This window comes from Avibacterium sp. 21-594, assembly GCF_026226815.1.
Taxonomy (GTDB): domain Bacteria; phylum Pseudomonadota; class Gammaproteobacteria; order Enterobacterales; family Pasteurellaceae; genus Avibacterium; species Avibacterium avium.
The window spans coordinates 428,576-450,552 of record NZ_JAKKOC010000001.1 but is presented as its reverse complement, the minus strand read 5'-3'; the positions used below and the strand labels follow the sequence as shown (position 1 = coordinate 450,552).

At 41.5% G+C, this 21,977-nt stretch carries 22 protein-coding genes and 1 tRNA gene; 7 read left to right on the top strand and 16 right to left on the bottom strand.

The annotated features are described in order from the left end of the window. The first annotated feature begins 254 nt into the window (after positions 1-254). Positions 255-899, top strand: a complete 645-nt coding sequence (locus L5B76_RS02085) for a DUF1007 family protein (RefSeq protein ID WP_265754052.1) — start codon at positions 255-257, stop codon at positions 897-899. Continuing rightward, on the top strand, positions 890-1,927 hold the full coding sequence (gene zevB / locus L5B76_RS02080) for a zinc transporter permease subunit ZevB (RefSeq protein WP_265754051.1): 1,038 nt from the start codon (positions 890-892) through the stop codon (positions 1,925-1,927). The genes L5B76_RS02085 and zevB overlap by 10 nt, the downstream gene beginning before the upstream one ends. Before the next feature lie 66 nt (positions 1,928-1,993). Here zevB and L5B76_RS02075 read toward each other — a convergent pair whose 3' ends face one another. Then, the gene (locus L5B76_RS02075) at positions 1,994-2,965 is read right to left on the bottom strand and encodes a calcium/sodium antiporter (protein WP_265754050.1); all 972 of its coding nucleotides are present in this window, start codon (positions 2,963-2,965) and stop codon (positions 1,994-1,996) included. A gap of 163 nt (positions 2,966-3,128) precedes the next feature. Next, a tRNA-Asn gene (locus L5B76_RS02070) sits at positions 3,129-3,204 on the bottom strand. A gap of 390 nt (positions 3,205-3,594) precedes the next feature. On the opposite strand from L5B76_RS02070, the gene uvrB reads away from it, so the two are divergent. Beyond that, positions 3,595-5,631 carry an excinuclease ABC subunit UvrB gene (gene uvrB, locus L5B76_RS02065; protein WP_265754049.1) on the top strand — a complete coding sequence of 679 codons (2,037 nt, stop codon included), beginning with the start codon at positions 3,595-3,597 and terminating at the stop codon, positions 5,629-5,631. 44 nt (positions 5,632-5,675) lie between these two features. Here the strand turns inward: uvrB and L5B76_RS02060 are convergent, their stop codons facing one another. The 3 genes from L5B76_RS02060 to can form a co-directional block, all read right to left on the bottom strand. Further along, entirely contained in the window at positions 5,676-6,866 is a 1,191-nt protein-coding gene (locus tag L5B76_RS02060; protein WP_265754048.1) for an amino acid aminotransferase, read from the bottom strand. A 171-nt stretch (positions 6,867-7,037) separates the two neighbouring features. Further along, positions 7,038-8,135: a 5-(carboxyamino)imidazole ribonucleotide synthase gene (gene purK, locus L5B76_RS02055; RefSeq protein ID WP_265754047.1), complete on the bottom strand. Its 1,098-nt coding sequence runs from the start codon at positions 8,133-8,135 to the stop codon at positions 7,038-7,040. Positions 8,136-8,201: 66 nt separating this feature from the next. Beyond that, complete coding sequence (can, locus tag L5B76_RS02050) at positions 8,202-8,900, bottom strand: carbonate dehydratase (RefSeq protein ID WP_265754046.1); 699 nt, start codon at positions 8,898-8,900, stop codon at positions 8,202-8,204. A gap of 250 nt (positions 8,901-9,150) precedes the next feature. On the opposite strand from can, the gene L5B76_RS02045 reads away from it, so the two are divergent. Both L5B76_RS02045 and L5B76_RS02040 read left to right on the top strand, forming a co-directional pair. Then, positions 9,151-9,402 carry a type II toxin-antitoxin system RelE family toxin gene (locus L5B76_RS02045; protein ID WP_115250193.1) on the top strand — a complete coding sequence of 84 codons (252 nt, stop codon included), beginning with the start codon at positions 9,151-9,153 and terminating at the stop codon, positions 9,400-9,402. Further along, the gene (locus tag L5B76_RS02040) at positions 9,386-9,733 is read left to right on the top strand and encodes a helix-turn-helix domain-containing protein (RefSeq protein ID WP_264256855.1); all 348 of its coding nucleotides are present in this window, start codon (positions 9,386-9,388) and stop codon (positions 9,731-9,733) included. The genes L5B76_RS02045 and L5B76_RS02040 overlap by 17 nt, the downstream gene beginning before the upstream one ends. An 83-nt stretch (positions 9,734-9,816) precedes the next feature. Here L5B76_RS02040 and trpA read toward each other — a convergent pair whose 3' ends face one another. The 10 genes from trpA to L5B76_RS01990 all read right to left on the bottom strand — a co-directional run bounded on the left by trpA (position 9,817) and on the right by L5B76_RS01990 (position 18,348). Further along, complete coding sequence (trpA, locus tag L5B76_RS02035) at positions 9,817-10,623, bottom strand: tryptophan synthase subunit alpha (protein WP_265754045.1); 807 nt, start codon at positions 10,621-10,623, stop codon at positions 9,817-9,819. Further along, positions 10,623-11,819, bottom strand: a complete 1,197-nt coding sequence (trpB, locus tag L5B76_RS02030) for a tryptophan synthase subunit beta (RefSeq protein ID WP_265754044.1) — start codon at positions 11,817-11,819, stop codon at positions 10,623-10,625. The genes trpA and trpB overlap by 1 nt, the downstream gene beginning before the upstream one ends. Positions 11,820-11,834: 15 nt before the next feature. After that, on the bottom strand, positions 11,835-13,244 hold the full coding sequence (trpCF, locus tag L5B76_RS02025; protein ID WP_265754043.1) for a bifunctional indole-3-glycerol-phosphate synthase TrpC/phosphoribosylanthranilate isomerase TrpF: 1,410 nt from the start codon (positions 13,242-13,244) through the stop codon (positions 11,835-11,837). A 15-nt stretch (positions 13,245-13,259) separates the two neighbouring features. Beyond that, positions 13,260-14,264: an anthranilate phosphoribosyltransferase gene (gene trpD / locus L5B76_RS02020; protein WP_265754042.1), complete on the bottom strand. Its 1,005-nt coding sequence runs from the start codon at positions 14,262-14,264 to the stop codon at positions 13,260-13,262. Between the two features lie 320 nt (positions 14,265-14,584). Further along, entirely contained in the window at positions 14,585-14,971 is a 387-nt protein-coding gene (locus L5B76_RS02015) for a tautomerase family protein (protein ID WP_265754041.1), read from the bottom strand. A 10-nt stretch (positions 14,972-14,981) separates the two neighbouring features. Next, the gene (locus L5B76_RS02010; protein WP_265754040.1) at positions 14,982-15,563 is read right to left on the bottom strand and encodes an aminodeoxychorismate/anthranilate synthase component II; all 582 of its coding nucleotides are present in this window, start codon (positions 15,561-15,563) and stop codon (positions 14,982-14,984) included. A gap of 9 nt (positions 15,564-15,572) precedes the next feature. Continuing rightward, positions 15,573-17,117: an anthranilate synthase component I gene (trpE, locus tag L5B76_RS02005; RefSeq protein ID WP_265754039.1), complete on the bottom strand. Its 1,545-nt coding sequence runs from the start codon at positions 17,115-17,117 to the stop codon at positions 15,573-15,575. Positions 17,118-17,213: 96 nt separating this feature from the next. Further along, positions 17,214-17,501 carry a type II toxin-antitoxin system RelE/ParE family toxin gene (locus L5B76_RS02000; RefSeq protein WP_172459079.1) on the bottom strand — a complete coding sequence of 96 codons (288 nt, stop codon included), beginning with the start codon at positions 17,499-17,501 and terminating at the stop codon, positions 17,214-17,216. After that, positions 17,494-17,664, bottom strand: a complete 171-nt coding sequence (locus L5B76_RS01995) for a hypothetical protein (RefSeq protein ID WP_265754038.1) — start codon at positions 17,662-17,664, stop codon at positions 17,494-17,496. Before L5B76_RS01995 ends, L5B76_RS02000 begins: the two co-directional genes overlap by 8 nt. A gap of 99 nt (positions 17,665-17,763) precedes the next feature. Then, on the bottom strand, positions 17,764-18,348 hold the full coding sequence (locus tag L5B76_RS01990) for an FMN-dependent NADH-azoreductase (protein ID WP_265754037.1): 585 nt from the start codon (positions 18,346-18,348) through the stop codon (positions 17,764-17,766). Between the two features lie 182 nt (positions 18,349-18,530). Between L5B76_RS01990 and sohB the strand changes: the two genes are divergently transcribed. After that, positions 18,531-19,589, top strand: a complete 1,059-nt coding sequence (gene sohB, locus L5B76_RS01985; RefSeq protein WP_265754036.1) for a protease SohB — start codon at positions 18,531-18,533, stop codon at positions 19,587-19,589. A gap of 186 nt (positions 19,590-19,775) precedes the next feature. Next, positions 19,776-20,594 (top strand): OmpA family protein, encoded by an 819-nt coding sequence (locus tag L5B76_RS01980; RefSeq protein ID WP_115249819.1) that lies wholly within the window; start codon positions 19,776-19,778, stop codon positions 20,592-20,594. A gap of 59 nt (positions 20,595-20,653) precedes the next feature. Here L5B76_RS01980 and L5B76_RS01975 read toward each other — a convergent pair whose 3' ends face one another. After that, the gene (locus L5B76_RS01975; protein ID WP_265754035.1) at positions 20,654-21,907 is read right to left on the bottom strand and encodes a DUF2254 domain-containing protein; all 1,254 of its coding nucleotides are present in this window, start codon (positions 21,905-21,907) and stop codon (positions 20,654-20,656) included. Positions 21,908-21,977 lie beyond the last annotated feature (70 nt).

The window sequence follows — 21,977 nt, the reverse complement described above, 5'->3', positions numbered from 1 at the left end:
GTAGGAAAGTAGTTTAGCTATTTATTTTGATTATTTTATTTAGGAACTTTATGAATATCAAGCAATCACTCGACAGGGCATATACTACCTATAAGCTGTTGATAAATAAATGATGAATTTACATTTTTTTGATATAAATCACAGAAATAGAGTTTTTTTGTGAGATTTTGTTGTTTAAATCAGCAAATGGCATTTTGTCTGCCTTTGGATTTAGTGGTAGGATTTTGCTTTCTTTTGTTTTAGTAAGGAAGATTATGTTCAAAAAATGCTTGGGGCTATTGGCTTTAGTTCCGTTGCTCAGTGTTGCCCACCCGCACGCCTTTATTGATATGCAAAGTAAGGTGTTGGTGGAAAAAGGGGAGTTAGTTGGGTTTTCGATGCAGTGGGTGCTTGATGAGCCAAGCTCTGCCAGTATTATTTATGATTTAGCCCAGTCCACGCAACCGAGTGATAAGCAAAGGTTGATTGATGAAGCAATGAAAAATATTGTGAATGAGCATTACTTTAGCTATCTCTTTGATAAAGATAATAAAAAGATTAAGTACAAAGCACAGCCACAAAATTATGGAATGAAATCAAATGGCAAACAAGTGATGTACTATTTTGATTTTTTGTTGTCTAAGCCCCAAGTGCTGAAGGAAAACCAGTTTGAATTAGCGACATACGATCCCACTTATTTTGTGGCAATGACTTATCCAACCGAAAATAAGCCTACAGAAAATAAACAAAGTGCGGTGGATTTTTCACAACTTCCTGCCCAATGTACGGGCAAGGTGATTGAACCAAATGTTGATGAAAAGGTGCGTGAATACGCGGCGTCTTTAGATCGTAGTCAGCGTGATGAGGACAGTTCCCTTGGCGAAGTGTTTAGCCAAAAAGTGGAGATTGTATGCAATTAAACAACCGCACCCAAAAGGCCTGCAAGTATCTGGCAATATTGCTGTTACTCGTAGGGCTAGGGTTTTATATCTTGCCTTATTTATTTGAGCAAACCATCAGTTGGCAAAAGGCCTTTAACCAGAGTATTTCTAGCTATTTACATCAAATAAAACAATATCCTGTGCAAGCAGGTTTAGGCTTAATGTTTATCAGTTTTTTGTATGGCGTGTTGCACGCACTTGGCCCGGGGCACGGTAAATTTGTCATTGCCAGTTATCTATCCACTCACCAAGCAAAGTTAAAAACCAGCGTTCAGCTCACCTTGTTGTCTTCTTTAATGCAAGGCGTGGTGGCGGTGGCAGCGACCTCCATTATTGTGGTGGGATTGCGCTTGTCTTCCCATTATTTCAAATTGAGCCAACTTTGGCTTGAGCGATCCGCCTTTATTTTAATGTTCTTGCTAGGCGCATATTGGATTTATCAAAGTGCGGCGAAATTTTTGCGAGAATTTTGTCACAAGAAACGCACCATTTCAGTGGGAAAAATTCACGCCATTAAACCCATTTCGGCAAAAGCGATTTCAGAAAAACCAGTTCAGCTTGTGCAATCCCATTGTGATCATAGCGATCACGCAGAAGGTTGCAGTTGTGGCCATCAACACTTGCCGAGTTCGCAGCAATTAGAGCAGGCGACCAATTTTAAATCTCGTTTGCTTGTGATTTTAACCATTGGGATGCGACCTTGCTCAGGGGCGATTTTTATTCTTTTTCTTTCCTATATGCTGGATCTTTATCACTGGGGAATGGCAGCGGCAATGGCGATGGCCGTTGGCACAGGGATTACGCTTTCTTTATTTGCCTTGATTGTGCAATATGCAAGGCAGACCGCGGTGAAATTAGGGCGTTGGTATGTGAGCGCAGAACATTCCCCTTATGCCGAAATTGCGGTGAAATTGATCGCAGGATTTGTGGTGATCTTCTTTGCGACAGCATTATTTTATGGCACAACCTTGCCTGTGCGTGGTGGGGCGGTGCTATTTGGTGGATAATCTTTCAGATGAAAAATAGGGGTGAAATTTCACCCCTTTTTCTTTTCATCGTATCAGGCTTTCAGCTTAAAGTGCGGTGTAAATTAACAAAGAATTATAAGCTACATAGCACAGAAATAGCACCAATCCTTCAACTCGGTTAATTCGCCCATTTTTTCCTTTGAAACCATAACCAAATAAAAACAGCAAGCCTGTTAATACAATCATAACGAGCATATCTCGGCTAAACACTTCTGGCGTGGCTTGAATTGGGCTGATTGCGCCAGCAATGCCGACCACCGCAAGGGTGTTAAACAGGTTCGAGCCAATAATATTGCCCACCGCGAGATCTAATTCATTTTTTCTCGCTGCCATAATGGAAGCCGCCAATTCAGGCAATGACGTGCCAATGGCGACAATGGTTAAACCGATAATCAAATCGCTCACGCCTAAATAGGTGGCGATATTCACCGCGCCCCACACTAATAATTGCGAGCTAGCCATTAATAGCGCCAAGCCAATCACTAACCACAACACCGCAGTTTTCAACGGCATTTGTGATTTTTCTTTGAGTTCATCGTTAATGTCTTGCTCAAGGCTATCGCCTGAATGTCTTGTGCCTTGCCAAATTGTCCAGCTCATATAGAGGGTGAATACCGCCAGTAAAATCACCGCATCAAGGCGAGAAATGGTGGCGTCATAAATTAAAAAGGCAGAAAGTAGGGTAACTAGCATTAACACGGGCAATTCTTTTTTTAGCACCTGTGAATTGACCATAATCGGCTTAATCATTGCGGTTACCCCTAAAATTAAGGCAATATTGGTGATGTTTGAGCCGTAAGCATTTCCCAGTGCAATCCCTGGGCTGTGGTTTAATGCAGAAAGCGCTGAAACAATAATTTCAGGCGCAGAAGTACCAAAACCAATAATCACAATGCCGATCAACAAGGGCGACATACCTAAATAACTGGCGAGAGAAGCCGCACCGTCAATAAAACGATCTGCACTCCAGACTAAAATCGCCAATCCGACCAGTATAGCGAGAAAAGATAAAAACATTTGCGTGTCCTATAAATGATGAAAAGTAACGAATATTATCATTATTATGAAAGGCTGATGAGAAAAAAATAAAAGCCCATAAGGAGGATATGGGCTTTAAGCTCTTTTGGAACGAAATAGCTTTTATAAAAGGAGACAAATAAAAACTGCCAAAAGAGAAAATTGGCTCCTCCTGCTGGACTTGAACCAGCGACATACGGATTAACAGTCCGCCGTTCTACCGACTGAACTAAGGAGGAATAATTCTGTATCACAAGGAATTGGTCGCAGATGATAATGATCTGTCTTTCCTTTGTCAACAGTGAAATTAAAAAAATGTTGAAAAATTATGTTCTTTTTTTATATCCACAGCGCCTGTGGATAAGTCTGTGAGTTTTAATTTGAAAAAATCGCCGATCCCTTGAAAAAACTAGGGTTTTGCGAATTGGCAATAAAATTGATTGTAAAATAGCATTTCTTTATTTATCAATAAGTTAATAAAAATCTAGAAATTTTTTTAAAATTTTTTTTGATTTTGTGAGATTTCAATCTTGACAAATATAAGTCTGTGTAAAACTTAAAATTTTGCTCAAGCCGAATGTAAAAAATTATGCTAAAATTGACCGCACTTTTCGGATAGGCAGTTTTTTATGAGTAACAAAATTCACAGCAAACCTTTTATTCTTCATTCTGATTTTTCGCCGTCTGGCGACCAACCGCAGGCGATAGAAAAGCTGAGTGAAAATCTCAATGATGGTTTAGCGCACCAAACCCTGCTTGGGGTAACGGGATCGGGCAAAACCTTTACCATTGCCAATGTGATTGCCAAGCTCAATCGCCCTGCAATGTTGCTTGCGCCAAATAAAACCCTTGCCGCTCAGCTTTATGCGGAAATGAAAGCCTTTTTCCCTGAAAACGCGGTGGAATATTTTGTTTCTTATTACGATTATTATCAGCCAGAAGCCTATGTCCCAAGTAGTGATACGTTTATTGAAAAAGATGCGTCTATTAATGACCAAATTGAACAAATGCGTCTATCTGCAACAAAATCCTTTTTAGAACGGCGTGATACCATTGTGGTTGCCTCCGTTTCTGCTATTTATGGTTTGGGTGATCCCGATAGTTATTTGAAGATGATGTTACATTTACAAACGGGCGCGATTATTAACCAGCGACAAATTTTAGCGAAATTAGCGGAGTTGCAATATACTCGCAATGATCAGGCATTTCAGCGCGGGACATTCAGAGTGCGGGGAGAAATTATTGATATTTTCCCAGCGGAATCTGATGATCAAGCGGTCCGTATTGAATTATTTGATGATGAGATTGAACGTTTAAGTTTATTTGATCCGCTCACTGGCGCCAATTTCGGTGCCGTGCCACGTTACACTATTTATCCGAAAACCCACTATGTTACCCCGCGTGAACGGATTTTAGATGCCATTGAGCAAATCAAAGCGGAGCTGGCGCAGCGCCGAGAGTATTTCATCAAAGAAAATAAATTGCTAGAGGAACAACGTATTACCCAACGCACTCAGTTTGATATTGAAATGATGAACGAATTGGGTTATTGCTCAGGCATTGAAAATTATTCTCGCTATTTATCTGGGCGTAAAGAAGGTGAGCCACCTCCGACGTTATTTGACTATATTCCCGCTGATGGCTTATTGATTATTGATGAATCTCACGTTACTGTGCCACAAATTGGCGGAATGTATCGTGGCGACCGTTCACGTAAAGAAACCTTGGTAGAATATGGCTTTCGATTGCCTTCCGCGTTGGATAATCGCCCATTACGTTTTGAAGAATTTGAACGCCTTGCTCCGCAAACCATTTATGTTTCAGCGACGCCCGGCCCTTACGAATTAGAAAAATCAGGCAGTGAGATTATCGATCAAGTCGTGCGCCCAACGGGGTTACTCGATCCTGAAATTGAAATCCGCCCCGTAGCGATTCAAGTGGATGACTTACTTTCCGAGGCTCGCCAAAGAGCGGATAAAAATGAACGCGTTTTAGTTACTACACTCACCAAACGAATGGCAGAAGATCTGACCGATTATTTAGAAGAACACGGTGTGCGCGTGCGTTATTTACATTCTGATATTGATACCGTAGAACGGGTAGAAATCATTCGAGATTTACGTTTAGGGGAATTTGACGTATTGGTCGGAATCAACTTATTGCGTGAGGGCTTAGATATTCCCGAAGTGTCTTTAGTCGCAATTTTAGATGCAGATAAAGAAGGCTTTTTGCGTTCCGAACGATCATTGATCCAAACCATTGGACGTGCGGCACGAAATTTAAATGGTAAAGCCATTTTGTATGCTGATAGTATTACCAAATCAATGGACAAAGCTATTAACGAAACCAACCGCCGCCGTGAAAAACAAATGAAATATAATGAAGAACACGGCATTGTGCCACAAGCGTTGAATAAAAAAGTCGGTGAATTGCTTGATATTGGACAAAATGCAACCAATAACAAAGCAAAAAGCAAGCAAAAACAAAAATCAGTGGCAGAACCTACCGCACTTTATCAACCAACCAGTACAAAAGAACTTCAGCAACAAATCAAAAAACTGGAACAACAAATGTACAAACACGCCCAAAACTTGGAATTTGAAAAAGCCGCTGCGGTACGTGATCAGTTGCATCAGTTAAGGGAAAGGTTTTTGGTAGAAGAATAAACTAGATAATAAAAAATGACCATATTTGGTCATTTTTTTATCTTCTAAAGTACTTTTACAATACTTTCACAAAGGTAACGAATGTTATCTTCGGTGATACCTGCAACATTGATTCGCCCTGAACGCACAGCATAAATAGCAAATTCTTCTTTTAAGCGATCGACTTGCTCTGGTGTTAAACCACTAAATGAGAACATACCGTTTTGTTGCTCAATAAAGCTGAAGTCTTGCTGTGCGCCGTATTCTTTTAATAATGCGACGAATTGGTGACGCATTTCTTTAATACGATGACGCATTTCCCCTAGCTCGGTTGTCCATTCTTCTCTTAATGCGGGATCGGCGAGTACGATCGCCACGCTGGAAGCACCGTGAGATGCTGGGTTAGAGTAGAGTGTGCGGATAATGGATTTCACTTGAGTCAATGCTGTTGTAGCGATTTCCGCGGTTTCGGCAACTAAGGTGAACGCACCAACACGCTCATTATATAAGCCGAAGTTTTTAGAATAAGAACTCGCAATTAATAATTCTTTATGGTTCGCTGCGAAAGTGCGTAAACCAAAGGCATCTTCTTCTAAACCATTTGCTAACCCTTGATAAGCGAAATCGAATAGTGGTAACCAGCCGTTTTTAGCAGACATTTCCGCCAGTTGTTGCCATTGTTCAGGGGTTGGGTCGATCCCCGTTGGGTTGTGGCAGCAGCCGTGTAATAACACCACATCGCCTTCGCCAGCGTTGCTTAGATCGGCAATTAGATTATCCCAGTCTAAGGCTTTGCGTTCTGCATCATAATAGCGATATTCACGAATGGTGATCCCTACCGCATTAAAAATTGCATTGTGGTTTGGCCAAGTTGGCGTGCTGATCCACACATTTTGTGCTTTAGTTTGGCGTTTGATAAACTCTGCGGCAATGCGTAATGCCCCTGTGCCGCCAAGGCTTTGCACAGTTTTGGCACGTCCTTGTTTCACAATGTCAGAATGTTCACCGAACAACACGCCTTGCGTACGCGCATTGAAATCGGCAACGCCGTCAATAGAAAGATAATTTTTGGTGGTTTCTACATCAAACAAACGTTGTTCGGCAGCTTTCACCGCTTTCATAATTGGTGTGTTGCCTTTGGCATCTTTATATACACCAATCCCTAAGTTGATTTTGTTAGCACGATCATCTGCTTTGAACGCTTCACCTAAACCTAAAATTGGATCCGCAGGAGCAGCATTAATATGTTCAAACATAGTCATTATCCTTCTAATGTTGTGTTTTGTTGTTAATAATCCGATTTTCTTTTTGTGAAGAAAATCCTGTGCCAAGTTATACTTGAGAATTAACCCTTTTCGCAAGTATTTATTGATACTAAATAGGCTTTCTCCTTAAGAAAGCCAATATTTATTCAAAAATTACAATAATTATTTAGATAATTTCAATTTTTCTTTTGCCCAAGTTAAACCAGATTGATAATCTTGTGGCAGTTGTTGCGCAAATTGATCTAATAAACGCATTAATTCTTGGCGATTTGGGTGAGCTAGATTAATATGTCCCACCTTGCGTCCTTCGCGTACTTCTTTGCCATACCAATGTAGCTGGCTAAACGGTATATTGAGCCATTGAGGATTATGTGCCGTGCCAATCAAATTAATCATCACCGCAGGCATAGTGCTAACTAATTCTGGCGTTGGTAAATTCAGTAAGGCACGCAAATGCAATTCAAATTGGCTAATGGAACAGCCCAGTTGCGTCCAATGTCCGCTATTATGAACCCGTGGCGCAAGTTCGTTAATCAATAACTTATCGCCCACCACAAAACATTCCATTGCCATCACACCGATATATTCCAACTTGTGCATTATTTTGGCTAACATTGCTTCCGCTTGCTGTTGTAATACGGCCTGTTGTGGCAGCGCGGTATCCGCTACGCTATAACGTAAAATACCGTTTTGTTGCAAATTGTGGGTAACAGGATAAAAACGGGTTGAGCCGTCTTTAAATCTTGCCCCCACGAGGGAAATTTCACCGTCAAAAGGAATAAATTTTTCTGCGATCACTTGGCCAAATAATTCATCGCCAATCAGATCTTGATTTTCTTGCGTGATGATCCACTGTCCACGTCCGTCATAGCCGCCAGTACGGCGTTTTACCACCACTTTCTCGCCAATGTGTTGCCAAATATCTTGCCATTGAGAAGCAGAATGAATGAGTGTCCAAGGAGAAGTGGGAAGATTGAGTTCATCAAGAAGCGATTTTTGTGAAAGGCGATCGGCAAGCAAGCCAAAAACGGAACGATTAATAAACTGCGAATGATTGGCTAATTTTTCCGTCAGCGGGGTGCTTTCCCAACGCTCAATTTCCGCGGTAATCAGACAGTTCTCTTGCAGCTCAAACACAGTCGCATTGAAAGGCAACGGCTCAACCTGAATATCTAAAGGCGCGCCAGCATAACGCAGCATTCGCCCAAGCTGCCCATTACCTAAGACATAAATGACGGGATATAAAGCACTTTTTTGCATTATAAAATCCTTGATGATGTTGGTTAAAAGAATAATCTTGCACGCAAAGTGCGGTGTATTTTTTGCTTATTTTTCTGTATTTTCAGCGTTGTTTTCCGCCTCTTCTCGTTCATCTTCATTTTGTTTTAACAGATGAGAAATTGCACTTAAATAAGAAATTTCCAAGGTTTCACGGCTGGTTGCCATCACCCCTTGATCAATCAAATAGCCGTCATTCACATCATAAACCCAGCCGTGTAAGGAAAGTTTCTTCCCCCTTTTCCACGCAGATTGCACAATAGAAGAACGCCCAAGATTATAAACTTGCTCCGCCACATTCAGCTTGGTCAGCATATCAGCGCGTTTTTCAGGCGGAAGTTTACCCAATAAATGGCTATGTTTAAACCAAATATCACGAATATGTAGCAACCAATTATTAATCAAGCCTAAATCCTGTTCCGACATCGCCGCCTTTATCCCACCGCAGTTGGTATGCCCGCAAATGATAATATGCTCAATATCCAACACGTCCACCGCATATTGCACCACAGAAAGACAATTGAGATCGGTATGAATAACCTGATTGCCTACGTTGCGATGCACGAAAAGTTCACCCGGCCCTAGGTTAGTGAGTTTTTCTGCCGGTACACGGCTATCAGAGCAACCAATCCATAGGTAACTCGGTTTTTGATGATCCGCCAGTTCACGAAAGTAGTCAGAGTTTTCCTCTTTCATCCGTGTTGCCCAACTGTAATTATTGGCGAAAAGTTGCTCGATTTTTTTCATTGAAATACTCCAAAATTAACGAAAGCACAGTATAGCGAATAATAGGGAAGTGGTAAATTAATCTATGTGGGATAAACAACAGGTATGAGGTGGTGGGGAAAGCGCGGTGAAAAATAGTGAAATTTTCCACCGCTCTTTTTGGCGGCTTGCCCAAATAAAAGTTGTCTTTGTAGTAAATAGCTATAAACCCTTCTTGATTTCTTATAAAGTAACTTATAAAATAAGCCTAAATCACTAATATTGTGCCAAAATGAAAACTTTAATTATCCAACCCAAAGCCTTAAAACAACTGCGTCGCATTCCCGAGCGTTCTGTTATTATTGATAAATGTGAAGAATTAAAGCAATTTCCTTTGTGTGCTAATGTGAAATCCTTAATTAATCATAAATACCCTTATCGCTTCCGTGTGGGGCGTTATCGGGTATTTTTCCAGTTGATTGGCGACGCATTAAGCGTGGTCTCCATTGAAGAGGTGAAAAAACGCGATGAACGCACTTACTAATATCCAATATATTAACGATGAGCAAGGCAACCCTGCTTTTGCTGTTGTACCACTTGCAACCCTAGAATGGTTAAAAAGCAAAGCAGGCTTGAAAAATCCCCTTGATACTGGTGTTCCTTATGAGGTTGCAGCCCTTGCACTTAAACAGGATATTTCTGCCGTGCGGGCGTGGCGAGAATATTTGAATCTTACGCAAGCTGAGGTCGCAGCTCGCCTTGGGGTATCGCAATCCGCTTATTGCCAGTATGAAAATGCCACTCGACTGCGCAAAACCACTAAGCAGAAAATTGCTGATGCGTTAAATCTTCATCTTGAGCAATTGGATTTTTAATTCTCTTGGGAAAATTAAATGCAAAAGAGCGGTGAAAAATGTTGAATTTTCCACCGCTCTTTTATTTTAGCATTGACGCTGCTTTACAACGTTGCACCTTTCATCGCTTTCACAAACTGAGCCAATTCGCTCAAGCATTTTTGATGATTATCTAGATTGCGTTCGATAATTTTGACTGTTGCAGAGCCTGAAATAGCCCCGGCTGCACCAAGTTGCAAGGCTTCTTTTACTTGTTGAGGCTGGGCGATACCAAAACCTTGTAGGATTGATGGGGCTTGGTGGGCTTTAAGCTGTTCTACAAGGGTATCTAAATTTGCTGCGTGACTTTGGTTTTCGGCACTGGTTACGCCAGCGCGAGAAACTAAATAGGTGTAGCCTTCGCTATGTTGTGCTACGCCTTTAATGGTTGCTTCATCGGCATTTGGTGGGCAGATAAACACAGGTTGTATACCGTGTTTTTTCGCAGCACGGATATAAGGTTCAGATGCAAGTAAAGGAATATCTGCCACAAGCACGGCATCCACGCCCACTTCGGCACAACGTTGATAGAAATGATCTAAGCCCTGTGCATAAATTAAATTCGCACATAATAATAAACTGATCGGAATTTCAGGATATTTCGTCCGCACTTTTGCCAGCAGCTCAAAACTTTCTGCCGTACTACAACCTGCATTTAAGGCACGATTGTTAGCCGCTTGAATGACGGGGCCGTCTAATAAGGGATCAGAAAAAGGAAAACCCAGTTCTAACGCATCTGCACCGTTATCCACAAGGGTACAAATAATCTCAAAAGAGCGTGCTAAATCGGGATCGCATAGCGTGACAAACGGCACGAATGCGCCTTCATTTTTAGTATTAAGTTGGGTGAATAAGGTTTCAAAACGGCTCATTACATTTTCCCCTTTTCAGTTAAGATTTTATCCACCGTGAAAATATCTTTATCCCCACGCCCTGATAAATTTACGACGATTAATTGTTCTTTGTTTGGATTTTGTTGGATTAATTTTAACGCATAAGCCAACGCGTGCGAGCTTTCCAACGCTGGGATAATACCTTCGTGTTTGGCGAGCGCTTGGAAGGCATCTAGGGCTTCACCGTCTGTAATACTTTCATATTCTGCACGTCCGATGGCGTGTAAATGGGCGTGTTGTGGCCCCACAGAAGGGAAGTCTAAGCCCGCAGAAATACTGTAAGATTCTTCGATTTGTCCATCATCAGTTTGCATAATTGGCGATTTCATTCCGAAATAAATCCCGACTTTACCGTGGCGAAGTGGCGCGCCGTGTTGCCCAGTGGTAATGCCTTTTCCCGCAGGTTCAATGCCGATCAAACGCACTTGTGGTTGATCAATGAAATCAGCAAACATTCCAATGGCGTTAGATCCCCCGCCTACGGCAGCGATAATCACATCGGGTAAACGCCCTTCTTTTTCTAAAATTTGGCGTTTGGTTTCTTCGCCGATCATTTTTTGAAATTCACGCACGATAGTTGGGAAAGGGTGAGGCCCTGCTGCGGTACCAAGTAAATAATGTGTGGTTTCATAGTTGGCAGACCAATCGCGCATCGCTTCACAACAGGCATCTTTTAACGAGCAAGAGCCTTTTTCGACGGGGATAACTTCCGCCCCCATCAAACGCATACGAAACACATTTGGTGATTGACGCTCCACATCTTTTGCCCCCATATAAATACGGCAAGGCATATCCAACATTGCACAAGCAAGGGCCGTGGCAACCCCGTGCTGACCAGCACCTGTTTCAGCAATGATGCGTGTTTTTCCCATTCGTTTAGCAAGTAAAATTTGCCCTAAAACTTGGTTAGTTTTGTGCGCACCACCGTGCAATAAATCCTCCCGTTTTAGGTAAAGTTTCGTTTTAGTACCTTTGGTGAGATTACGACACAGGGTCAATGCGGTAGGACGACCGGCATAGTTTTTCAGTAAATCTTGAAATTCTGCCTGAAATTCAGGATCGGCTTGCGCCGTTACAAAGGCGTGTTCCAGTTGTTTTAGCACAGGGACTAAAATTTCTGGCACATACATTCCGCCAAATTCACCAAAATAGGGGTTAAGCTGGGTTTCTGACATAATTTTTCCTTATGCTTAATAATCTAAAATTTGTTGAAATAATTGCGCGAGCTTGTGGGCGTCTTTCACACCTGCACTGCTTTCTACGCCTGAATTAATATCTAAACCTAAGCAATGTTGCGATAGGGCAAGTGCGACATTTTCCAGATTAATGCCCCCTGCGAGCATTGCTTTATTTTTTATTTCAGTAGGAATGAGCGACCAATCAAAGGGTTGCCCTGTACCACCTTGTTGCTTGGCAAGTTGGCTATCGAGGACATAGCGATCAATATGTGAAATGGGTTCAATTTGTACCGTACTTTGTCTTTCTACTGGAATAGAAATGGCTTGCCAAATTTGGCATTCAGTAGGCAATTGCTGACGTAATTGTGCAATAAATTCTGCCTTTTCACTACCGTGTAACTGGACCGCAAAAAGCGTTAGCTGAGAAGCAATTTTTACAATAAAATCAATTTGTTGATTTTGGAATACGCCAACGAAGCGCAATGGGGCTTGCGTCACAAGTTCTTGCGCTTGACGTAAAGACAATTTGCGTTTTGAGGTTTCAGCAAAAATCAATCCACCATATAAACCACCTTGTTGATACACGGCTTGAACATCTTGAGGGCGTGTTAGACCACAGACTTTATTTTCACCAAATATCACCGCCCTTACCGCATTGTTCAAATCATCACTTCCCATTAGGCTGCTGCCAATTAAAAAGCCATTGACATAAGGTTTTAATTGTTGAACTTGTTGATGAGAATAAATGCCTGATTCGCTAATGATGATGCGATCCGCTGGGATCTGGCGAGCAAGAGGCGGCGTGCGGCCAAGATCCACTGAAAGATCGTGTAAATCACGGTTATTGATGCCAATCACTTTCGCCCCCAAAGCAATGGCTCGTTCTAATTCTTGCTGATTGGAGGTTTCCGTGAGCACGCCCATTCCTAATTCGTGGGCTAAATTTGCCAGTTGCACATAGGTGTCATCGTCTAACACGGAAAGCATTAGCAAAATGGCGTCCGCTTGGTGATAACGCGCCAGATACACCTGATAAGGGCTTATCATAAAATCTTTGCACAGCACAGGCTGGCTGACTTGATTGCGCACTTGCGCGATGTAGGCAAAATCCCCTTGGAAATATTTTTCGTCCGTCAGCACGGAAATGGCTGCAGCATAATGTTTATACACTTGAGCGATTTCATCAAGGTTAAATTCTGCGCGGATTAAGCCTTTAGAAGGCGAGGCTTTTTTACATTCTAAAATGTAAGCAGGGCGTTGATGCGTGCCTTGTGCCAACGCTTGATAAAAAGAGCGGTCAGATTTTTCAAGTTTTTTTTCAAACGCTTGCAAAGGGAAGGCTTGCGATTTTGCCTCCACCCATTGCACTTTATCTTGCACAATTTTTTGTAAAATCGTTGGAGTTTGGTTGTTAATGATCATTGTGTTTTCTCTTGATTATTCTACTGCACGCAATGCGATTAAGGTTTCAAACGTTTTTCCTGAGGCAAGCACAGCAAGCACTTTTTCAGCATTTTGTTTCAAATCTTCATAGCCGAATAATTTCATTAATAAGGCGGTATTCATTGCCACCGCTTGGGCGTGTTCTGCTTTGCCTTTGCCTTGTAAAAGTGCGGTCAAAAATTTTGCATTTTCTTCTGGCTCACCGCCACGCAGACTTTCTAATGGTTGTGGTTCAAAACCAAAATCGTAAGGGCTTAGGCTATAACGTTCAATTTTTCCATCACGAATTTCTGCTACTTCCGTTTTACCGTGAATCGCCACTTCATCTAATCCAGCGCCGTGTACCACAATGCTGTGTTTATGCCCTAAACGCAGGGCGGTTTCTGCATAAGGGGCAATGAGATCGGGGGAATACACGCCTAATAATTGATGTTTTGGGCGTGCGGGGTTACACAATGGGCCTAAAATATTGAAAATGGTGCGAGTTTTTAGGGCTTGACGCACTGGCACGGCGTGTTTAAATCCAGGGTGATATTGTTGAGCGAAAAGGAAGCAGATCCCAATATCATCAAGGGCTTGGCGAGCTTTTTCCGCAGGAATATTCACATTGACCCCTAACGCGGTTAACACATCACTTGCCCCCGTTTTACTCGATACACTACGGTTGCCGTGTTTCGCTACTTTCAGCCCGCAAGCCGCCCCGACAATCGCTGAAGCTGTGGAAATGTTAATCGTATTCGCACCATCGCCGCCTGTGCCGACAATGTCCGCAAAAACATAATCAGGCGTTGGAAAAGGCTGAGCGTTGGCTAATACTGCATTCACAGCACCGCTGATTTCTTCGGCGGTTTCACCGCGTAATTTCAACGCAGTCAAGGCAGCGGCGAGCTGTTCGTTACTCAATGCCCCTTGCAACACCGCATTGAACAGGGTTTCCGCTTGGGCTTGAGTTAAAGGTTGTTTCTCAAAAAGTTGGTTAAGAAGTTGTTCTGTTTGCATAGGGTATTCCTTATGGATTTTGTTAATTTTATTTTCTAAACTTTATCGTGCATATCTATTTTAGCGTTTCGCCCTAAGGGCGACCTACTTTTCTTTGCTTGTGCAAAGCAAAGTAGGCAAAAGAAAGCACACCCTGCAGTCTTACTTTTCCTCATTCCAGCTAAATTTTTCGGGCGGCGAAAAAAGAGATTTTGTTCCGCTTCGCTACACAAAATTACAATTTTTTTCGCCTAAAAATTTAGCTTCCATTCGGGCAAGACTGAAGGGAACCCGAAGGTACGTTATTTAAGATTTCATAATAATCAAAGTACAAAATTTGTTTAACGATAAATGCTGTAGCTGAGATCTTTGGCCTCATCACCTGTCATTCCGCGAAATCCCCAGCAGTGGGCAGGTTGCTCTTTGAGGGTTATTTCCACGTCAATCGGGGCGAGATTGAGTTTATTTTCGAGTTCGCAAAATAGCATTTTTATTAAACGTTTTTTGGTAAATTCTGTGCGTCCTTGCATTAAATTAATTTCAATGGCGGTGAAATCTTCGCTGCGGCCGCTTGGGAGATACAAATCGTCCGCGTCTGCGCCTTGGAAATAAATAAAATGTTTGCCTGCAGGAATGTCCATTTCTAGGTTCAAACAATGATAAATAATTTCTGCAAGCTGGGCTTTGCGTGAATAAAGGCGTTCTTTTAATCCATAAACAATAATCATCGGTTTATCCTTAATCGCGATTGAGCAACCAGTTTACTGAATTTTCCAACAATTTTCCCCCTTGCACTGTGAGAATGCTTTCTGGGTGGAATTGAAAACCGCAAATAGGCAGCATTTTGTGGCGAATTGCCATAATAATGCCGTTATATTCCGCGTTTACGATAAATTCATCGGGCAAATTTTCACCCATTAAGGAATGATAACGAGCCACAGGCATTGGGTTGCTTAACCCTGCGAACATTGCTTGTTCATCGTGTCGAATATTAGACACCTTGCCGTGCAGCACTTCACCAGAATGTACCACATCGCCGCCAAAGGCTTCGATTAAGGCTTGATGCCCTAAACAGATGCCAATAATTGGCACTTTACCTTTAAGGCGTTGAATGAGTGGCAGCAAAATGCCCGCTTCTTGCGGATTGCCCGGCCCCGGTGAAAGCGCCAGAATGCTGTTTGGCTGCAAGGCCATTTTTTCCACGAGTGCAATATCGCAATCATTACGATAAATCTGCACTTGATGTCCAAGTGTGCGGAATTGATCCACCAAGTTATAGGTGAAAGAGTCAAAATTATCTAAAAAAACAATGTTAGCCATAATCTGTCCTTATTGAGCAAGCTGGTTGGTTTGCATAATCGCATTAATCACAGCACGGGCTTTGTGGCGCGTTTCATCAGCTTCCATTTGCGGATCGGAATCTAGCACTTCACCGCAGCCAGCTTGGATATAAGCAATGTCGTTTTGCACAAAGGCAGAGCGGATCACAATACAGGTATCAAAATTGCCGTCAGATGAAAGATAGCCCACCGCACCGCCGTAACTGTGGCGCTTTTGTTGCTCCACTTGGTAGATTAATTGCATCGCTTTGATTTTTGGCGCACCCGTGAGCGTGCCCATATTCATACAGGCTTGATAGGCGTGTAAGGCATCGAGTTCAGGGCGAAGTTTGCCCACCACGCGAGATACCAAGTGCATAATGTGCGAATAGCGATCCACCTGCATTAAATCTTTCACTTGGCGCGTGCCACTTTGGCAAACGCGAGCCACATCATTACGGGCCAAATCCACCAGCATTAAATGTTCCGCTAATTCTTTTTTATCTAAGCGTAATTCTAGTTCTAAACGTGCATCTAATTCAGGATCGATATTGCCTTGGGCATCAAAACCGCGTGGGCGCGATCCTGCAATCGGATAGATTTCTAATTGGCGCGAATCTTGGCTATATTTCAACGCACTTTCAGGGGAAGCGCCAAATAAGGTGAAATCTTCGTCCTGCATATAAAACATATAAGGGCTTGGGTTGTTCACTTTTAATTGACGATAAGTGGCAAGGCTGTTTGGACAAGCCAAAGAAAAACGGCGCGAAGGCACGATCTGGAACACATCGCCAATATTGATATGATGTTTTAAGCGGCGAATAATGTCTTTAAATGGCTCATCTTCAATGTTTACGCTCACTTCCGTGGAAGCTGGTTGAATCGTTAAGTGCGGTTCAATTTTTTGTAATTTTTGCGTAATTTGCACCGCACTTTGTTTTACTGCACTGAGAGCATTTTCGCTAAAACAAAAGCTGTGAAGCTGAGCTTGCTGTTGCTGATGATCGAGAACGAGCAACTGCTCCGCGACATAGAAAACATAATCGGGGCAGGTTAAACCGTCATATTGGAGTGTAATGTTTTCCATTGGAATAAAATTCGCCACCAAATCATAGGCGAATAAACCGCCTAAAAAAATCGGCGTTTCATTTGTTTTATAAAGATCCGTTAAACAACGCAAACCGTCAAAAATTGTCGGCGCTTGTAATTTGCTGTCTTCATCTAAATTCGGGTTAAGTGGTGCAAATTCTGCGATCATTTGATTATCTTGGCGGGAAAGGCGTTGAGCAATCGGCTGCAATTTTTCTTGCACTAAAGGCAACAATGCCGCACCGTTTTCATTTAATGCAGTAAAGGTAACACATTGCCCTAAGCAGCTGATTTTTAATGCGGCGTTAATTAATAACAGGCTTTTTAAGCTATTTTTACTGCTGATTTCTGCTGATTCAAGTAACAGCGTATTTTTTTGATCTTGGCACAAGGTAGCAAATACTGCAGTGGGATCGCTGTGATAAGCCACTTCTTGTGAAAAAACGTGGAGAAAAGGCGTTGTCATTGGAATTCCTTTTTTGCATAAAATAATTATGCACTATTAAACTAGTACAAAAGGGTTTTGTCAAGCGCTATCTTAGCTTGAAATAAATTATTTATTTTATGGATATTTTCTGCGGCTGTGGATGACTTTCAGAATAATGACTTCAGTGGCAGTTTCGGTATAAATAATGCGATAGCTACGGCAAAAAATTTCTCGAGTATTTTCTACAATACCTTTCTTTCCCATTTTAGGTAAGAAGCCTAACATTGTGATTTGAGTGCGGAGTGCGTTGAGCAAACTTTCACCGCTTGAATAATGGGAAGTGTAATCAATAACGCCACGAATAATGTTGGCAATATCTTTTTCTGCTAAAGGAGAGATCAGAACAGTTTTTTTATCAGGCATAGACGGCATTATCTTTCACTTCTGCAAGTGCTTGATAAAGTTCCTTTTCTGCATTTTCAAAGCATTGTTCAAGCGAAACTAATTTTCCGTTTTGAACTTCTTTAAGGGCAATATTGACTTGTTCAATAACATATTCGTCATAGCCTTGCTCTTTTTTAAACATAAGATCCCTATATTTTTTGATTAGATATTGGCGTTAATATAATCTCATTTGACAATGCTATCAATAGTAAAAAAGGGCTTTCGCCCTTTTATTTGAAGATTAAATCAATGTATCCACTTTCGCTCTAGCTTGTTCTTGCGATTTTGCCGCGACTTCTGTGCCAGAACCTACGCCTTCCACATAAACAAAATCAACATCATCAATGCCGATAAAGCCAAGGAATGTTTTTAAATAAGGGGTGATAACATCTGTGGCTTGTCCTTGATGTACGCCACCGAAAGAGGCTAAAACAATCGCTTTTTTGCCTTTCACTAAGCCTTCAGGGCCGTTTTCTGTGTATTGGAACGTAACACGCGGACGAGCAATGAAATCAATGTAGCTTTTTAATTGAGTTGGAATATTAAAGTTGTACATTGGGGCATTGATAATAATGGTATCCGCATCTTTTAATTCCGCCACTAACTCATCGGAAAGGGTGAGCAATGCTTTATCTTGTTCTGTTTTTGGCTCACCACGCAAGGCATTGGCAGCAACGCCATCAAAGTGTGGCAATGGATTAGCGCCTAAATCACGCACAACCACCTCTGTTCCTGCGGGTAATTTTGATACAAGATAGTCCGCAAGTTGATTGGTTTGTGAATAATTGCCGAGAATACTCGATTTTAAAACAAGAACTTTTGACATAATAAATCCTTAAACTGTGCTTATCATAAAGTGCGGTCATTATAGAGCTAATTTTTTCTAGAACAATGGTAGAAAAGGAAAAAGATTTTTTCTTAATGGTAAATAATCAGCGGAAAATTGCACTTTGCCAGAAATGCTTTATGATCGCATTTTGATTTTTATTTAACAAAAAAGGACAGCTTATGTGGTCAGAATTAGCAATGGGCTATGGCTTATTTATTCTAGAAATTCTTACTGTGTTATTGGTTATCGCAGGGATTGTTGCGATGATTATGGCGTTTAAACAGAAAAAATCTCACCAAGCAGGGGAGTTGGTGATCACCGACTTATCGCAAGAATATGAAGAAAACACCAAGCGTTTGGCAGAGTTTCATCTTTCTGAAGATGCGTTAAAACAGGCAGAGAAAGCGCGTAAAAAAGAAGAAAAACAAAAAACCAAAGCCGAAAAAGAAAAGCGCAAAAAGGGCGAGAATCTAGAAAACGAACGCAAGCCTCATTTATTTGTGTTGAGTTTTAAAGGCGATATTTCTGCCTCAGAAACCACCGCACTTCGTGAAGAAGTGAGTGCCATTATCGCTGTCGCTAAACCTGAAGATGAAGTGCTGCTGCGTTTAGAAAGCCCTGGTGGCGTAGTACACGGCTATGGCTTGGCGGCTTCTCAGTTAGCGCGCTTGAAACAGCATCAAATAAAATTAACTGTAGCCGTGGATAAAGTAGCCGCCAGCGGTGGCTATATGATGGCGTGCGTGGCGGATAAAATTATTGCCGCACCTTTTGCCATTATTGGTTCAGTTGGCGTAGTGGCGCAAGTGCCGAATATTCATCGTTTACTGAAAAAACACGATGTTGATGTGGACGTGATGACAGCAGGCGAATATAAACGCACGGTAACCTTACTTGGCGAAAACACCGAAAAAGGCAAAGAAAAATTCCAACAAGAGTTAAATGAAACTCATCAATTATTTAAACAATTTGTCGCCCAACACCGCCCACAAATTGATGTGGAACAAATCGCCACGGGAGAACATTGGTTTGGTCAGCAGGCATTAGGATTAAACTTAGTCGATGAAATTGCCACCAGCGATGATTTGATCTTACAAGCCATTAAAGACAAACTCGTGCTTTCAGTGAAATACACAATGAAAAAATCTCTTGTGCAGAAATTAGGAAAACAAGCTGAAGAAAGCGCCGATAATCTGTTGTTGGGCTGGGTGAAGCGTAATGAGCGGACTTTGTATTAAGGGTAAAATATAAAAAACGTTATCTTTACATTATTTGACAAAAAACTTGTGGGATTTCGTGTAGTAAAGGGTTTTGTTAATTTACTTTATTGGTGATTAGCTTTACTATATATGGCCGAACCAAAATGCGATTTGAGCATTCCGTTCATTTTCAGTAATGATTTTATTCAGTGTTAAGGTAAAAATATGAAATTATCACATCTTTTATTCTCTGCGGTTGCTGCGACTACATTAGTAGCTTGTGGTAACTTAAGTAAGGTTACTGATGAAGGTACATCAGATAACCTAGTTTGGCCTAAGGTTGAAGATTCTAGTTTTAATCACGATGGTTCTCAATATGGTTCTTGGCCAAATTGGGATAATGTTCGTATGATTAATCGTGGTATGAACAAAGACCAAATTTATAACCTAATTGGTCGTCCACATTTCTCAGAAGGTTTATTTGGCGTTCGCGAATGGGACTATGTATTTAACTACAAAGAAAACGGCGAACACAAAATTTGTCAATACAAAATCTTATTTGACAAAGATATGAACGCACAAAACTTCTATTGGTATCCAAACGGCTGTAATGGCAGCTTGTCTTTCAGCTTAAAAGGTGATTTCTTATTTGATTTCAATAAAGATACCCTTTCAGCGAAAGGTTTAGAAGTTGTTGATAATGTAGCCGCTCAGCTTAAAACAGCTGGTGCGAAAGATGTTAAAGTTGCAGGCTATACAGACCGTTTAGGTTCAGATGCGTATAACTTGAAATTATCACAACGCCGTGCAGATCGTGTTAAAGCACGTTTAATTCAACAAGGTGTAACTGCGAACATTGAAGCAGTGGGTTATGGTAAAGCAAATCCAGTTAAAGCTTGTAATGATGTAACAGGACAAGCATTAAAAGACTGTTTACGCGACAACCGCCGTGTTGAAATTTCGTCATCTGGTCAGTTAGTTAAAGCGGAAGAAGTGAAAAATGAAGCAGGCAATGTTGGCCCAGCTCCGCTTTATGCAAAATAATTAATCTATAAAAAAGACAAGCTGACCTTGGTTTTCCAAGGTCAGTTTTTTTTATGTCTTTAATAGAATAAATGCTGATGCAAAGCTTGGATCTGCGTTTTCTCGCTTTCAAGGGAAAGCCCATTTAGCGCATAATCTAAATCTATTTTGGCTTGTTTGAGTGCTGCTTCGCGAATCGCTTGGTTGTCTGATTGTGTCCGTAGCACCGCGAGTGCTTTTTGTACTTTGATGTGAATTTCTAACATTGCACTTCCATCACGACAAATCGGCGTGAACGGTTGTAAAACAAGTTCTTGTTCATTGAGATTTAACATTGCCAGACGATCATATTTCACCGCTTGTTTTTCAGTTTTGCTATCAAGTAGTAAGCGCAATAAGACGCTAATCACTTTAATTGCCGTGCCGGGATCGTTCACCGCTTGAGATAAAGCACGTTGCGCCACTTCGCTTAACACGATCAAACCAAATTTCGGATCTTGTGCATAAGAGCGGTTGTTTTCGATAATAAAATTTTCTTGCAGCTGAGCCATTTCTTCAATGGATTTATTGACATAAGCCAGTGGCATATTCGTATGAACCAATTTTCCCGGTTGAATGGCAATTTCAATTTCGCATTCATTTTTGTCAGCAAAATCTTGCAAATTTTGCATATTGATATGGCTTAAATAGCCTGTTTTATGGGCGTGGATCGCATAAGTAAAGCTGATTTTATCAAGAGATTTCGCCCCCATATTGGGATATTGCCAGTAATTGATTAGAGCTTGTTGCGAAGCCGTTTCAATTTTTTCTAAGGTATTATTTAATAGCCCGAGTTGTGATAAGGCGCTCACCCAAGTAATTAAGGTAGTGATTAAATAAATCAGCACGCAAATTGTGCCAACAAACAGCACAAAGCGTCCTGCTTCGTTGTAATAACCCATTCCGAGTGTGATTTTGGCAATCACCGCATACACAAAGGCGGAAATAAAACTTGAAATGGCAAGGCGAGTGGTATTATCGCCCATCACCAATTCCGTGGCTCTTGGCGTGGCGCCGTTAGAAGCAGACGAAAAGGCGGAAACCATAATAGAAAGGGAAAAGGTACTCACCGCCAGCATACTTGATGCCATAATGCTGAGAATATCATTGAGCAATGCTTCGCTAATATCAGGCATTATATCTATCGGCAGTGCTTGGTTTTCAATCAACGCTGAGAAAAGCGCCAAAAATACGGCAAATAGCGCCCCTAAAATTGGCGTGAGCCATAACCCATTACTTGGTTTTTTTAGCCATAAAATTAGGGTAAAAAAATGCTCTTTAAGATAGCTTAACATCCGTTTTCCTATATTGAGAGAGAAATGCTTACCATAGCAGATTTTGCGCAGAAAGAAAAAGGGCTGAGAG